At 62.4% G+C, this 13,769-nt stretch carries 15 protein-coding genes and 2 tRNA genes; 11 read left to right on the top strand and 6 right to left on the bottom strand.

What is annotated here, in order from left to right; translation table 11 throughout:
- The first annotated feature begins 115 nt into the window (after nucleotides 1-115).
- Genes EB235_RS25805 through hdaA form a run of 3 tightly spaced genes read left to right on the top strand, consistent with a single transcriptional unit; the run spans nucleotide 116 to nucleotide 2,553 of the window.
- Nucleotides 116-673 carry a CDP-alcohol phosphatidyltransferase family protein gene (locus tag EB235_RS25805; RefSeq protein WP_027034573.1) on the top strand — a complete coding sequence of 186 codons (558 nt, stop codon included), beginning with the start codon at nucleotides 116-118 and terminating at the stop codon, nucleotides 671-673.
- The gene (locus EB235_RS25800; protein ID WP_027034574.1) at nucleotides 645-1,847 is read left to right on the top strand and encodes an AI-2E family transporter; all 1,203 of its coding nucleotides are present in this window, start codon (nucleotides 645-647) and stop codon (nucleotides 1,845-1,847) included. The genes EB235_RS25805 and EB235_RS25800 overlap by 29 nt, the downstream gene beginning before the upstream one ends.
- Before the next feature lies 1 nt (nucleotide 1,848).
- Complete coding sequence (gene hdaA, locus EB235_RS25795; protein ID WP_027034575.1) at nucleotides 1,849-2,553, top strand: DnaA regulatory inactivator HdaA; 705 nt, start codon at nucleotides 1,849-1,851, stop codon at nucleotides 2,551-2,553.
- 473 nt (nucleotides 2,554-3,026) lie between these two features.
- Here hdaA and EB235_RS25790 read toward each other — a convergent pair whose 3' ends face one another.
- From EB235_RS25790 to EB235_RS25780, 3 genes are all read right to left on the bottom strand, one after another.
- The gene (locus EB235_RS25790; RefSeq protein WP_027034576.1) at nucleotides 3,027-3,452 is read right to left on the bottom strand and encodes a cupin domain-containing protein; all 426 of its coding nucleotides are present in this window, start codon (nucleotides 3,450-3,452) and stop codon (nucleotides 3,027-3,029) included.
- A 76-nt stretch (nucleotides 3,453-3,528) separates the two neighbouring features.
- Nucleotides 3,529-3,605 (bottom strand) — tRNA-Arg (locus EB235_RS25785).
- 48 nt (nucleotides 3,606-3,653) lie between these two features.
- Nucleotides 3,654-3,959, bottom strand: a complete 306-nt coding sequence (locus tag EB235_RS25780; RefSeq protein ID WP_027034577.1) for an ETC complex I subunit — start codon at nucleotides 3,957-3,959, stop codon at nucleotides 3,654-3,656.
- Between the two features lie 124 nt (nucleotides 3,960-4,083).
- Between EB235_RS25780 and EB235_RS25775 the strand changes: the two genes are divergently transcribed.
- From EB235_RS25775 to EB235_RS25745, 7 genes are all read left to right on the top strand, one after another.
- Nucleotides 4,084-4,160 (top strand) — tRNA-Pro (locus EB235_RS25775).
- Nucleotides 4,161-4,444: 284 nt separating this feature from the next.
- Nucleotides 4,445-4,666, top strand: a complete 222-nt coding sequence (locus EB235_RS25770) for a hypothetical protein (RefSeq protein ID WP_027034578.1) — start codon at nucleotides 4,445-4,447, stop codon at nucleotides 4,664-4,666.
- 186 nt (nucleotides 4,667-4,852) lie between these two features.
- A complete protein-coding gene (locus tag EB235_RS25765; protein ID WP_027034579.1) occupies nucleotides 4,853-5,641 on the top strand; it encodes a GGDEF domain-containing protein in 789 nt (262 codons plus the stop codon).
- 227 nt (nucleotides 5,642-5,868) lie between these two features.
- Nucleotides 5,869-6,831 carry a glycosyltransferase family 4 protein gene (locus EB235_RS25760; protein WP_027034580.1) on the top strand — a complete coding sequence of 321 codons (963 nt, stop codon included), beginning with the start codon at nucleotides 5,869-5,871 and terminating at the stop codon, nucleotides 6,829-6,831.
- A 235-nt stretch (nucleotides 6,832-7,066) separates the two neighbouring features.
- Entirely contained in the window at nucleotides 7,067-8,029 is a 963-nt protein-coding gene (locus EB235_RS25755; protein WP_027034581.1) for a glycosyltransferase family 4 protein, read from the top strand.
- A 134-nt stretch (nucleotides 8,030-8,163) separates the two neighbouring features.
- Nucleotides 8,164-9,390, top strand: coding sequence for an anion transporter (locus tag EB235_RS25750; RefSeq protein WP_027034582.1), 1,227 nt, complete (start codon nucleotides 8,164-8,166; stop codon nucleotides 9,388-9,390).
- Between the two features lie 15 nt (nucleotides 9,391-9,405).
- Complete coding sequence (locus EB235_RS25745) at nucleotides 9,406-10,275, top strand: tetratricopeptide repeat protein (protein WP_027034583.1); 870 nt, start codon at nucleotides 9,406-9,408, stop codon at nucleotides 10,273-10,275.
- Here the strand turns inward: EB235_RS25745 and EB235_RS25740 are convergent.
- Together EB235_RS25740 and EB235_RS25735 are read right to left on the bottom strand one after the other, a co-directional pair.
- Nucleotides 10,213-10,902, bottom strand: coding sequence for a hypothetical protein (locus EB235_RS25740; RefSeq protein WP_245268940.1), 690 nt, complete (start codon nucleotides 10,900-10,902; stop codon nucleotides 10,213-10,215). The two genes, EB235_RS25745 and EB235_RS25740, sit on opposite strands and share 63 nt — an antisense overlap.
- 84 nt (nucleotides 10,903-10,986) lie before the next feature.
- On the bottom strand, nucleotides 10,987-11,571 hold the full coding sequence (locus EB235_RS25735; protein WP_027034585.1) for a TetR/AcrR family transcriptional regulator: 585 nt from the start codon (nucleotides 11,569-11,571) through the stop codon (nucleotides 10,987-10,989).
- Between the two features lie 79 nt (nucleotides 11,572-11,650).
- On the opposite strand from EB235_RS25735, the gene EB235_RS25730 reads away from it, so the two are divergent.
- Complete coding sequence (locus EB235_RS25730; RefSeq protein ID WP_027034586.1) at nucleotides 11,651-12,541, top strand: crotonase/enoyl-CoA hydratase family protein; 891 nt, start codon at nucleotides 11,651-11,653, stop codon at nucleotides 12,539-12,541.
- Nucleotides 12,542-12,602: 61 nt separating this feature from the next.
- On the opposite strand, the gene EB235_RS25725 is transcribed toward EB235_RS25730, so the two are convergent.
- Nucleotides 12,603-13,682 (bottom strand): HPP family protein, encoded by a 1,080-nt coding sequence (locus tag EB235_RS25725; protein WP_027034587.1) that lies wholly within the window; start codon nucleotides 13,680-13,682, stop codon nucleotides 12,603-12,605.
- Nucleotides 13,683-13,769 lie beyond the last annotated feature (87 nt).

The following is a 13,769-nucleotide window of genomic DNA, read 5'->3' as shown; positions in this document are numbered from 1 at the left end:
TCCCCCTTTGTGGCCTACGAGGGGGAGGTCAGCAGCTTCTGCGTCGCTCATCCCTTGCGCGCCCACCCCATCTCCCTCATCTATCTCTCAACAAAAGACGCGGCGGGACAATGCGTTGACCATCCCCAACCTGATCACCACCCTGCGCCTAGTCCTGGTGCCTGCCGTGGTGCTGGCCATGCTGCAGGCGCGCTGGGACTGGGCTTTTGCGGGTTTCCTTGTCGCCGGCGTCTCGGATGGCGTCGACGGCTTCATCGCCCGCCGTTTCAACCAGCAGTCCAGGCTTGGCGCCTATCTCGATCCGATGGCCGACAAGCTGCTTCTGGTCTCGGTGTTCGTCGTCCTGGGCTTCATCGGACAACTGCCGCTGTGGCTGGTCGTCACCATGGTGTCGCGCGACGCGCTGATCGTCTGCGCGGTCCTGTTGTCCACGGTGATGGCTCAGCCGGTCGAGATAAAACCGTTTCTGGTGTCGAAGGCCAATACTGCCATCCAGATCGTGCTGGCGGCGGTTGTGCTGGGCGAACTTGCCTTTGCCGTGCACCTCGACCCTCTGCGGCCAGCCCTCATATTGCTGTCCGGGGTCTTGACCGTGGCTTCGGCCGCGGCCTATCTCGTGGCTTGGCTGAGGCATATGAGCGGCTATGGCGAAGGCTCCAATCCGGACATCTGAGAAAGAAGCGGTAGTGTTGGAGGCTGCGGCTGCCAATCTTGCCGCGGCCTCGGCGTTCCGCCGGCAGATCTCGTTCTGGGTGGCTGGCGCGGTTTTGCTCGCCCTTTTCCTCTATATCTTCAGTAACATCCTGTTGCCGTTCGTGGCGGGAATGGTGCTTGCTTATTTCCTCGATCCGGTCGCGGACCGGCTGCAGCGGTTCGGCCTGTCCCGCTTCATGGCGACGGTCGTCATCCTCGTCACCTTCCTGATCGTTCTGGTGCTGGCCTTTGTCGTCCTCATTCCGGTGCTGGCGACGCAGATGTCCCAATTCGCCGGAAAGTTGCCGGAGTACCTGACCCGGCTCCAGAGCCTGCTCACCTCCTTTGACCCGAAATGGCTGGAGCAGAAATTCGGCGTCAACGCCAACGGCTTGCGCGACGGTTTGAACTCGCTGCTGACCTCCGGCTTTGGCCTGATCACAACAGTGTTCACATCGCTGTGGAGTTCCGGCATGGCGCTGGTCTCGGTGGTCAGCCTGTTCGTGGTGACGCCGGTGGTCGCCTTCTACATGCTGCTCGACTGGGACCGCATGGTCGCCGTCATCGACAGCTGGGTGCCACGCGACCATGTCGCCACCGTGCGCGGCATCGCCCGCGACATCAACACCGCCACCGCCGGCTTCGTGCGCGGGCAGGGCACTCTCTGCCTGGTGCTGGGCGCCATGTACGCCACCGGCCTGACGCTGACCGGGTTGAATTTCGCTATCCTCATCGGCCTGTTCGCAGGGCTGATCTCGTTCATCCCCTATGTCGGCTCGCTAACCGGACTGGTGCTGGCCGTCGGCGTCGCTTTCGTCCAGTTTTCGCCGGATTGGATGATGGTTGTCGCCGTCGCGGTGGTCTTTTTCATCGGCCAGTTCATCGAAGGCAACATCCTGCAGCCCAGGCTGGTCGGCAAAAGCGTTGGACTGCACCCGGTGTGGCTGATGTTCGCGCTGTTTGCCTTCGGCGCACTGTTCGGCTTCGTTGGCCTGCTGATTGCCGTGCCGGCTTCGGCGGCCGTTGCAGTGCTGGTGCGGTTTGCTATCGCCCGCTACCTCGAATCGCCGCTCTACAAGGGCCACGCGACGGAGCCCGCGCCACCTCTGCCTGCCGATCGTGGCGGCGGCCACCGCACGCAACCGCGTCGTTGAAGTGACGGCCCAGCGAACCGATCCGCCGCGCCAACTGCCGCTCGATCTCGGCCATGGCACTGGCTATTCGCTTGACGACCTCGTCGTCTCCGGCACCAACAACCAGGCGGTAACGCTGATCGATCGATGGCCGGACTGGCCCTCGCCGGTGGTGGTGCTGGCAGGCCCCGCGGGATCCGGCAAGACGCATCTGGCCTCGATCTGGGCCGCGCGCGCCAACGCCGTGGCCGTGAATGCCGGGCGCATTGGTGACAGCATCACAAATCTCGGCGCCAGCCCGGCGCTGATCGACGATGTCGATGCACGCGCGATCGACGAACAAGGCCTGTTCCATCTGATCAATGCGGTGCGCGGCGCCGGGTCGACGCTGCTGTTGACCGCACGCCGCTTTCCATCCGCCTGGGGTGTTTCGCTGCCCGATCTGGCTTCACGGCTGAAGGCGGCGGCGACAGTCGAGATCCATGAGCCGGACGATCTCCTGCTGGCCGGTGTCATCACCAAGCTGTTCGCCGACCGCCAGGTCGAGGTCGAACCGCATGTCGTGCAGTATCTGGTGCGGCGCATCGAACGCTCGCTGGCGACAGCGATGCGCGTGGTGGAACGGCTGGACCGAACGGCACTCGAGCGCAAGACGCCGATCACGCGGGCGCTGGCCGCCGAAACGGTCAACGCCATGGATGAGGGGCAGGGCGAGTTCGGGATTTAGAGCATGATCCTGAAAAGTGGGAACCGGTTTTCTCGGACAAACGGTTTCCGTTTGTCCAGAGATGATGCTCCAACAAAGAGTTAGATCGGCATGACGATTCAACCAAACGTCATCCTGATCTAGAGAACCTCGATATTGAGCCGGCCTGCAAATAGCCGCTCCGGCGTCCCCAGACACCGTCCCATTTCGGGAAACAACAGCTGGCACCCATCTTGCTGCGCAGGCTTGCCGGCTGACCCCGGTCCTGATTGCGTTCCAAATCAGGTTGTAGGCTCGCCGGGAATGAGGTGTTGGGGTTCTCGCCCGGCGAGCTTGCCTTCAGACCGCGCGGTCGACGGAGTGTCCTTTAAAAGGCGGCCCCTTTACGCCCACAGCCCAGTCAGATGCCGGACCAGCAGATAGACCGCGGTATGCACCGCCACGTAGCAGGCGGCGACGACGACAAAGCGTGGACCAGTTGTCTTCAGCAACGCTCAGGCGCGTCGGTAGCCGGCGAGTTGCGCGTCGTCGACATCAGGCAGATTGATCACGATGTTTTCCGGAGTGCGGCAGGCCAGCCACCACAATTCTTCCGTGGTGCTCATATTGGCTTCGAGATGCGGCAGGAACGGCGGCACGAACATGAAGTCGCCCGCCGACAATTCCACGAACTCCTGGTAGTTGTCGCCGAAATAGATGCGGGCGTTGCCAGACAGCAGATAAGCGCCGGTTTCCGCCTCGCCATGGTGGTGCGGCAGCGACCGAAAGCCGGGCGCATTGCTGGCCTTGCCGAACCACAGCTTCGTCGCCGACGTGTGTTGCGGCCCAACCCCGGTCACCAGCGCCATGCCGCCGGACTGGCTGGTCTTGCTGCTCTCCTGGCCTTTTCGGGTGATGACAGGCCTGTCGTTCGTGCTCATTCTCTTTCGACCTTTGTTGGCTACCCACATGCGGAGATGGTCAGCCATTCAGACTGGCGCAGGTCATTGAAATTATTGGCGATCCCGACAGGATTCGAACCTGTGACCATCGGCTTAGAAGGCCGGTGCTCTATCCAGCTGAGCTACGGGACCGCTGGCCGGCCCCGTTGGGCCGGCTGGATACTTGGCGCTGGCCGCCGATCAATGCGTCCAGGGCGTCCTGCGGTCATAGCGGAAATTCTCCGCATAGGAAATCTGGCGGCGCTTGGTCTCTTTTGGCTCCTCGACACGGAAGGTCAGCCCTTGCTTTTCAGCATAGGCAACTGCCTCTTCCCTTGTGTCGAAGGTGAGCCTGATCTGGCTCTTCATGTCTCCCGAGGTCGTGTAGCCCATCAGGGGATCGATCTTCTTGCGCATCTCCGGGTCGAATTCCAGCACCCATTGACCAGTCTTGGCCTTGCCGGACTGCATTGCGGTTTTGGCAGGGCTGAAAATGCGCGCGGACATGGCCACCTCGTTATTATCCAAGGCGGCATCGCCACCCTTCGCCCGTCATTACTGCGCAATGAGCATGTCGGCAAGGTTTTTGCACTTGCCATGTAACACCGAAATGAATAGGCAACAGACCGTTCGGAGTGTAGCGCAGGCTGGTAGCGCATCTGGTTTGGGACCAGAGGGTCGGGAGTTCGAATCTCTCCACTCCGACCATCATCTCATATCCCACGCGATCGAGGCGCCCACCGCGACAGCGGCCCGCGCTTTCGACCGGTCATTGATTGTCCACCACAACCCCGCTCAACGAGGAGTTGGGTTTCGATTTTTCGCCCATTGGCGTGGTCGCGCCGGAATTATTTCGTGATCCGCGAAGCCTGGAACCTTAGCCCACACCACGCGTTCGGGGCCTTGTATTCGCGGAGCCTCACAAAAGGCAAAGTGCGGCCGGCGAATGGGCGGGGCAAACAAAGCGGGTTGGGGGAGGAGAAAACCAGGCCATGTCGAAACGTGAAATTGGAACGTCCCCTGCGTTGGGGCGACGTATCGCTGAACTCAGGGCCAGAATGCAGGATGCCGAAATTTCCGATCATGAGATGAAGACCTTCCACAAGGTCGCCGCCATCATGGGGGCCGGCGATGGTTCGCTACGACTGGATGCCGACGATCTGATCGCGGCATCCTTCGTCGTCGAGACGGGTGGACCGGCGCCCAGCCGCTGATATCAAGGATTTCTCCGGATCTACCCGAAGTTCGGCGAACGAGCTCGCTTCCATCGCCCGAGCACGGCACCCCATGGGGTGAGCGTGCTCCGGTTTCTGGTCATCTGATCTCGAATTGAAGGAAAGTCTTATCATTTTGTTTGCGTTGGTACGTCATAGTAGCGGCGACTAACGGAGTTGAACGCAATGAAGCTCGATCTGTCGCCGACGAGCTGGGGCAGGGTGATCGCGGTCACGGCTGCCGGTACGGCATTCTTCATTGCCGTGGCGTTCTTCGTCGATTCGTTCAATTTCCCCTATCTTTCACCCGAGGCCGTGTGGCGGGCGCAACTGACAGATCTCATGCTGCCCCTGGTGCTGGGCGGGTCGTTTCTGTTTCTTCTCATGTGGAAGATCCGCCAACTGGCCATAGCCCAGCGCGACCTCAGCATCGTTGCCGCGACGGACAGCCTGACGGCGGTGCTGAACCGTGGCGCCTTCTCGATGCTGGTCGAGGCCTATCTCGAGCAGACCCGCAAGCAGGAGCAGACCCGTTCCGGCGCGTTGCTGATCATCGACGCCGACCACTTCAAGGCGATCAACGACCGCCTCGGCCATGACTGTGGCGACCAGGCGCTCAAGCTGATCGCGCAGGCGATCAAGGGACAACTGCGCGGCGGCGATATCGTTGGCCGCATTGGCGGCGAGGAGTTTGGCGTGTTCCTTCCCGGTGTCGATCCCTCGCAATCCTGGCTGGTTGCCGAAGCCATCCGCCGACGAATACGCGAGATGGACTTTTCGCCCGGCGGCCGCTCCTGTCCGCTCTCCGTCTCGATCGGAGGCACAAGCTTCAGCGGCCCGACGACCTACGAGGCGATATTCTCCGCCGCCGACAGACGGCTCTATGCCGCCAAATCGAACGGACGCGATCAGGTCAGTTTCGACCCGACGGAAGCCTCCCAGGTGTCTCAGCCCAGCGTCGCCACGGTGCATTGACCGCAGTCTTGCAGAGCGAATGAGTGGGGGGCGGATGAAGGCCACTTCCTTGACGCTTTCTTTTGGGTATGCTTCCTCCCGGCAAGTAATGTATAGGCATTGCTAGAGATATTTCTGCTTTCTTGAGCTCTTCGGGCGTCCAGGCCGCCAGTGCGGCCACGACCTTTTTGGTGCCGGTGAACGAGTGACGAGACTGCCCCGGACAAGGCCAGGCAAGCGCACCGATCATGATCCATTTGTTCAACGGTTTTCAAAACCCGTTTGGCGGCAGTGAACGCGAAACCCTGGAGCTGTATCGGCTGTTGGGCGCCGAGCAGCATGTGCGTCTGTGGGCAACCTCTTCGCGCGTGTCAGATGAACTGATGCGGCAATTTCCGATTCGCCGTGTCTCGCCGACAACGCGCGACGTGCCGGACGGCGGCACCTATGTCTTTCTTGGCGCGCATTGGCGTAACAAGATATGGCCTTACCTGATCGCGCGGCCGCACCGGCTGATCTACGTCTTCAACACCTTTCATCCGAAGATCATCGCGCTGACCACGCGTATGCCGCGCCTGCTGGGCTGGCCCGATGCCGAACTGGTGCTGATCTCCGACTTCCAACGGCGCCTGCTGCAGGTCGAAGGTACCGTGCATCCATCGCCGATCGATATCGACCGGTTCTCCCCACGGTCGGCAAGACCCGATGGCCCGTTCACGGTGGGGCGACTGAGCCGCGATACGGCGGACAAGCATCATCCCGACGATTTGGCGCTCTATGAGGCCTTGCTGGCCGATGGCGCTGCGGTACGGATCCAGGGCGGGATGCCGCTCAAGGACAGGCTCGCGCCGCACCCGCTGCTCGAACTCCTGCCGGAAGGCCAATTTGCCGCCGAACAGTTCCTGCCGACGCTCGACGTGTTCTACTATCGCACCGGCTCGCATGTGGAGACGTTCGGCCGCGTGGTGTTCGAGGCAATGGCCTGCGGCTTGCCCGTGGTCTGCCATTCGCATGGCGGCTATGCCGACCATATCAGGCATGGCGAAAATGGTTTTCTGTTCGAGACGACGCAACAGGCATCGCGAATCCTGGCGGAGCTCAAGGCAGACCCGGCGCTGCGCGCGACCGTGGGTCACAGGGCGCGGCGGACCGTCGAGCAACTGTTTTCGCCGCAGGCACAGCTGGAGCGGCTGAATTTCTACCGACGATAGTGATGTCTGGTCGTCTCGCTTTTGCGGAAGCTATGCGTGCGACAGCGCTTTCCGATGATACGTCGATACGACCGTCATCAAATATGAGTGATATCTAATCCATTCATTCGCGCCGCTATGGCCATTTCCAAAGCCCGCTCTATTTCTTTCGCCCGGGCGTCCTGAGCCGGCTTCCGGCCAAGGACTTGGGTATTAGGGGCAGATAGATGGCCGAACCAGTCAAGCGCGAGAGCGCATGATTCACCTGTTCAATGGCTTTCAAGATCCATTTGGCGGCAGTGAACTCAAGACCCTCGAATTGTATCGGCTGCTAGGTGCCGAGGCCGGGGCACGTCTTTGGGCGGCATCGTCAAGGGTGTCAGACGAGTTGATGCGCCAATTTCCGATCCGCCGCATCTCGCCGCTGACGCGACAGGTTCCGGACGGTGGCACTTATGTCTTTATCGGTGCGCATTGGCGAAACAAGATTTGGCCCTACCTGATACCGCGCCCACGCCGATTGATCTACGACTTCAGCACCTTTCACCCCAAAGTCATGGCGCTGACGACGCGCATGCCGGCCCTGCTGGGTTGGCCCGGCGCCGAACTGGTTCTGGTCTCCGATTTTCAAAAACGTATATTGCAGGCCGACGGCGTCGTGCACCCATCACCGATCGATATCGGGCGATTTTCGCCACGGCTGGAAAGAGGCGGCGGTGCGTTCACGATTGGGCGCATGAGCAGGGACACGCCGGACAAACATCATGCCGACGATGTGTCGCTATACGAGGCATTGCTGGCGAAGGGCGTCGCGGTGCGGATCCAGGGTGGCACGCAGCTCAAAGACAGGCTTGCGCCGCATCCACAGTTAGAACTCCTGCCGGTGGGTCAATTTGCGGCAGAAAAATTCCTGCCGACGCTCGACGTGTTGTACTACCGCACCGGCTCGCATGTGGAGACGTTCGGCCGCGTGGTGATCGAGGCGATGGCTTGTGGCTTGCCCGTGGTCTGTCATTCGCATGGCGGCTATGCCGACCACATCAGCCATGGCGAAAGCGGTTTTCTGATCGAGACGACACAACAGGCATTGCGGATCCTGGCCGATCTCAAAAGCGATCCGGCGCTGCGAGCGACCGTGGGCCACAGAGCGCGGCGGACCGTCGAGCAACTGTTTTCACCACAGGCTTTGCAACAGCGGCTGGATTTTTATCGACACTAGCGGCGCAAGCCGTGGAACGACAGTTTGCCCAATCCGTTTGGCATCGCTTCCAACATCGCGCTAAAGCTGGCGCAAATCAAACCACCGGGCGGCCGACATCGGTGGGCCAACAGATCGAGCAGGACTTCCTAACAATGACATTGATGGGCGCGGCGGCACTGCTGATCCTGGTCCTGACCTATGCCGGCGTCGCCATTGGCCGCATCCCTGGCCTTCGTCTCGACCGGGCAGGCATTGCGCTGCTTGGTGGCGCCGCGATGATCGCCATCGGCGCGCTCAGCATGGAGGATGCCTACCGGGCAATCAATTTCGACACCATCACGCTTCTGCTCGGCATGATGATCGTGGTCGCGCATCTGAAGGTCTCCGGTGCCTTTCGCGGTCTTGGCGCCATCGCCATCGAACATGCGCATGCGCCGTTCATGCTCTTGGTGATGGTGACGCTGCTCACCGGTGTGCTGTCGGCCTTCCTGGTCAACGATGCCATCTGCCTGGTCATGGCGCCGATCGTCGTCCACGTCACCCGCGTCATCAACCGCAACCCGGTTCCGTATTTGATCGCCACCGCCACCGCGTCAAACTGCGGCAGCGTCGCCACCATCACCGGCAATCCGCAGAACATGGTCATCGGCGCGCTGTCGGGCATTTCCTATCCGGCTTTTGCGGCGGCGCTGGCGCCGGTCGCCCTGTTCGGCCTGGTCGCCGTCATCGTCATCGTGCGCATCGTCTATCGGGCCGAATTCACCCGCACCGCCCAATTGACCCCAGAAGTTTCGCGTGGCCGCATGCATCGAGGGCAGGTGCTGAAGGCAGTGATTGTCTGCATCGGGCTGGCGATTGCTTTCTTCGCAGGCGTTCCCGTTGCCAAGGCCGCATTGATCGGTGGCGCCATTCTCCTGCTCACCCGCGCCATCAAGCCGGAACGCATTTATCGCGAGATCGACGGGCCGCTGCTGTTCATGTTCGCCGGTCTGTTCGTGGTCGTTGCCGGCGCCGAAAAGATGCTGCTGACGCCTGATCTCATCGCCTCGGCCAAGAATCTCGGCCTCAACGATGTCTGGCGTCTGTCGGGTTTCACCGCGGTGCTGTCCAACATCATGAGCAATGTGCCGGCCGTGCTGGCCTTGCGGCCGTTCATACCTGGGCTGGAAAACCCCGAACGCGCCTGGCTGGTGGTGGCGATGAGCTCGACGCTCGCCGGTAATTTCACGCTGCTCGGCTCGGTCGCCAACCTGATCGTCGCCGAGCAAGCCAAAACTGCAGGCACGCCGCTGTCTTTCGGCGCCTTCTTCAAAGTCGGCTTGCCGCTGACGCTGATCACGCTCGTCGCCGGAACGGCATGGCTGGCGCTGGGGTTCTAGAGGGGCGGCAGAGCAATGGTGAACGCCAATCAAGGTGAAACTGGAGATTTGATCCGCCGGGCTGTGGCCGCTTTCAATTCCGGCAATCACGGTCAGGCAGCGGATTTATGTGAGCTGGGCCTGAAGCAGCACCCGGACGATCCGGCGCTTTGCCATCTGATGGCGGCGGTCCTGTTCGCGCGGGCCGACTTGCCGGAGGCTCGTGCGCGCATCGAAGCGAGCCTTGCCGCTCGTCCGGACAATGTGCCAGCCCTGATTCTCGCATGCCGGATTGCTCGGGCCGAAGGCCGGTTTGAAGCGGCTTTGCAACTCCTGGATCGCGCGGCAAGGCAATCGTCGAAGTCGGAGATCCTGCTCGAGCGGGCACGCACTCTCGATCAGGCAGGCGATGCCTCGGCCGCTCGTGCATCCTGGACACTCACCTTGCAAAGGGAACCAAAATCCGAGGAGGCAATGGCCCGCCTCGGGCGCCTTGCGTGGGGACGCGGCGAGCCGCTGGAGGCGGAAGCCTTCCTCGAACGCGCCGTCGCCGGCGGTGGGCATCCGGCTGCCTGGTTCGACCTCGGGCTAGTGCGCCAGGACATGCGCAAGTTCGGCGGTGCTGCCCAGGCCTATCGACGGGTGCTGGAGATGAACCCGGACGCACCGGAGGCAGCCGTCAATCTGGGCGTCGTCTTGCAGGAAACCGGCGACCTCGACGGGGCCATGGCGGCGTATTCGATGGCCTATCGTCTGCGCCCATCCACGTTCGGCGTGATCGCCATGGCGCTCACATCGGTACCGAGCGGCAGGCTGTGGCTCGATGAGGAAGCGCTGCGTCGCTCACTCGCCGGCGGCGCGCCCCCGCCGGGCGCGAAAGCGCTTGCGGTAGACGCCGGGCGTTGACAGGACATCCGCGACCGTCTGCGCATAGGATGCCTGCCGTTTCTCGTCGAACACCTCGTATTCGAGCTGAGGCGTGGCCCGCGGAACCGCAAAGCATTGCGCGACCGGAGTTCCTTTCCGGAGCACGCCGGAGAATTCGGGCTCCGTCCAGACCGCCGGGAAATTGATGCCGCCGTCGCTGAACCGGTCGGAATCCACCAGACCCGTCACCAGCCTGAAGGGAAGATCCCCGCGATTGACCGGGTGGGTCGCGAACAGTGACCAACCGTCCTCGACCTCAATGGTCCAGAAGCTGTTGAATTTAAGGGCGGCGTGGCCTGGATTGGCAAACGGGCTGCCGGCGAGTTGGCCCGGAGTGTGAAAGCTCAGAGGCGCTCTCGGGTGGTTTTTGGTGACCGGGTCCGGGATATTCCAGTTCCAAGAAAAAGTACCCTTGTCGACGACGACGTCGCACGGCAGCAGCACCATGAAGCCATAGGTCATCGCGTCAACCACCGGCGGGCACTGCTTGAGCGTGCGAATGTCGCGGCCATGGATCGCCGAATAGGCGGTGGCGGGCATTGCGCGCAGCCAATCCGGCAGCGTGCCGCGCGCCAGGATCGGGCGCGGCAAGTGCTCGACCAGCATTGGATCGCATCGGAAAATCACACGCATCGCCGCCTCCTGGCCTTGCGATAGCATGCTTGCCGGCCACGCTCCAAGCGGCGCCGGTCAGTCGTTGTTCCGGGATCTCGCCCGGACAAGTGTCGCCGCAGCGCGTCCCGCGGCTTCGATATAGTCGGGATTGCGGTGGATCAGCATGATCGAAAACGAGCCGTCGATCAGAAGCACGATCTCGCGCGCCAGCGTCTGTGGTTCCTCAATGCCGTGGTCGGACAAGGCGCCGGCCAGCCACGCTTCAAAATTCAACTTGTGGCGCGCTCCGACCTTGACCGCCGGATGGCCGGGCAGCGAGGCGAGTTCGGCTGCCGTGCGCAGAAAGCCGCATCCCTTCCACTTAGGATGGCGCGCGGACCGGGCTAGATTGACAAAAATCGCTTCGACCTTGCGATCCACGCCGCCTTCCGCGGCATCGAACCAACCGGCCATGCGTTTCAGATTGGGTTGATCGCGGCCGTCGAGATAGGCCGCGATGAGGTCGTCCTTGCTCTTGAAGTGGTAATAAAGTGTCCGCTTGGTGAGGCCCGCCTCCTCGGCAACGGCGTCGACACTGACGCGACCGATTCCCTCGGCATAGAACAGCTTGGTCGCTGCATCGACGATGCGTTTGCGGGTCGGGCTGGCAGCTTCTGACATGGGTTAAGTATACCGACTAGTGAATATACACGCAATCGAAAGCGTGATCCCTTTCCGCCATACCTGGAAAGGAAGAACAATGGCCGATCTTGTCCTGAACGACACCCGCGACGGGGTGACCGTCCTTACCCTCAATCGCCCTGAAAAGCTCAACGCTCTGAACTATGCCCTGATCGATCGCCTGCTCGCGGTTCTGGACGACATTGAAATCGACGACCGCGTCCGCGCCGTCATTCTCACCGGAGCTGGCGAGCGGGCATTTTCGGCGGGTGGCGATATCCACGAATTCTCGGCGAGCGTGGCACGTGGCGCGGATGTCGCGATGCGCGACTTCGTCATGCGCGGCCAACGGCTGACCGCGCGGCTTGAAGCCTTCCGCAAGCCTATAATTGCCGCCGTCAACGGTATCGCCTTCGGCGGCGGCTGCGAAATCACGGAAGCCGTGCCGCTTGCCATTGCCAGCGACCGCGCCTTGTTCGCCAAGCCCGAGATCAACCTTGCAATGCCGCCGACCTTTGGCGGAACGCAACGCTTGCCGAGGCTGGCCGGGCGCAAGCGGGCGCTGGAGCTGCTTTTGACCGGCGACTGGTTTCCACCGCCGCGGGCTCTTGAGTTGGGTCTCGTCAACGAGGTTGTCCCGCATGCCGAACTGATGCCGGCGGCATTTGATCTGGCCAGGCGTATTGTGCGGCATTCCCGGCCGGCCGTCGCCAGCATCCTCACCGCGGTGGCAAGGGGCCTCAACCAGAGCATCGCCGAAGGCCTGGCTGTCGAAGCCGAGCAGTTCGCACGAATGGCACTGACAACAGACCTGCGCGAAGGGCTCGATGCCTGGATCGAGCGGCGAAAGCCAAATTACGACGGCTCGTGGACACATATCACGCGGCCGGACGAGGCCAGGCGAGCCTCGGCGGCACGCGATCGGCCTGGCTCACGGATCGAGGCACCGTCACCGCCACTTGGCCCTTGATGCCCGGCGGAAGAGCCCGCTTCCTCCTCCAAACAGGTGCTGCTCAATCGGCTTCGATATCCTAAGCTGCCGCAGATCCCTTGTCTGCCGCCAGCACGCGTGCTGCCGCAGCCAGAAGGTCGGTCTGCGTGATCAGGCCGAGAATGCGCCGCTCGCCGTCGACGATGACCACGGCATGGCTGCGGCCGTCGGTCAAAACCGGAAGCAAGCTCATCGCGGGCGTCTCGGGCGAGGCGGTGCCGGCCTTCGACATCACGCCCTTCACCGTGTCGGTGGCCTTCGTCAGCTCACGCAGGCCGACCGCGCCGACCAGCCGGGCATCCGCGTCGATCACCGGCAAGGTGCGGATGTTGTGATCAAGCAGCTGCTGGCGCGCCGCGTCGGCCGTGGCTCCCTCAGCCACTGAAATCACGTCGCGGGACATGATGTCCTTGCACAGCAGCGTCCGGTGCGAGCGCACCATGGCCTGCAGCTCGACTTGCCTCAGCAGCCGTTCGAGGTCGTTGCGGTCAATGTCGAAGGTTTCGTCAAGCGTGGTCAGCGCGGCGTCAATATCCTCGGGCCGGAAGCCCGCGCGCTGTTGCGCCGGCGGATCGGCGGTACCGTGGCTGTTGGTGGCGGGTGCGGCGGCATGCGGATAGTTGCGCCGCGCCAGCCTGTGGAAAAGGAAGCCCAGCGCGACCAGGATGATTGAATTCAAGGACACCGGCACGAACGGAAACAGGAAGCCGGCGCTGACAACGGCCGGCCCGCCGAGCACCGCCGTCAGTGCTGCCGCTCCGCCTGGCGGGTGCAGGCAGCGCGTGAACGACATCGCTGCGATGGCGAGCGCCACGGCGAGGCCCGAGGCAATGACCGGATCATGGATGAAATGCGCCACGGTCACACCCACCAGCGCCGATATGGAGTTTCCGCCGATAATCGACCATGGCTGCGCCAACGGGCTCGCGGGCACGGCGAAGAGAAGGACGGCGGAGGCACCCATCGGCGCCACCAGCAGGGCCACATGCGGGCCGCCGCCCATCGCCAGACCGCTGATCACGCCAGTCAGCGCGATGCCGATTGTCGCCCCTATGCAGGCAAGCAGCCGCTCGCGCAGCGTTGCGCCGGCAAGGATGGGAACAAAAAGACGAAAGGCCATGGCAAGCTTTATGACAAAAGGATTGGTCGGGATGCCGTGCAGCAGGCAATGCAGCCGAACGCGCGGATTTGAAAGTCAAACAAATCC

Source organism: Mesorhizobium loti R88b, assembly GCF_013170845.1.
GTDB classification, from domain to species: domain Bacteria; phylum Pseudomonadota; class Alphaproteobacteria; order Rhizobiales; family Rhizobiaceae; genus Mesorhizobium; species Mesorhizobium loti_B.
The sequence above is the reverse complement of the archived record's forward strand: the minus strand, read 5'-3'. Positions and strand labels throughout refer to the sequence as shown.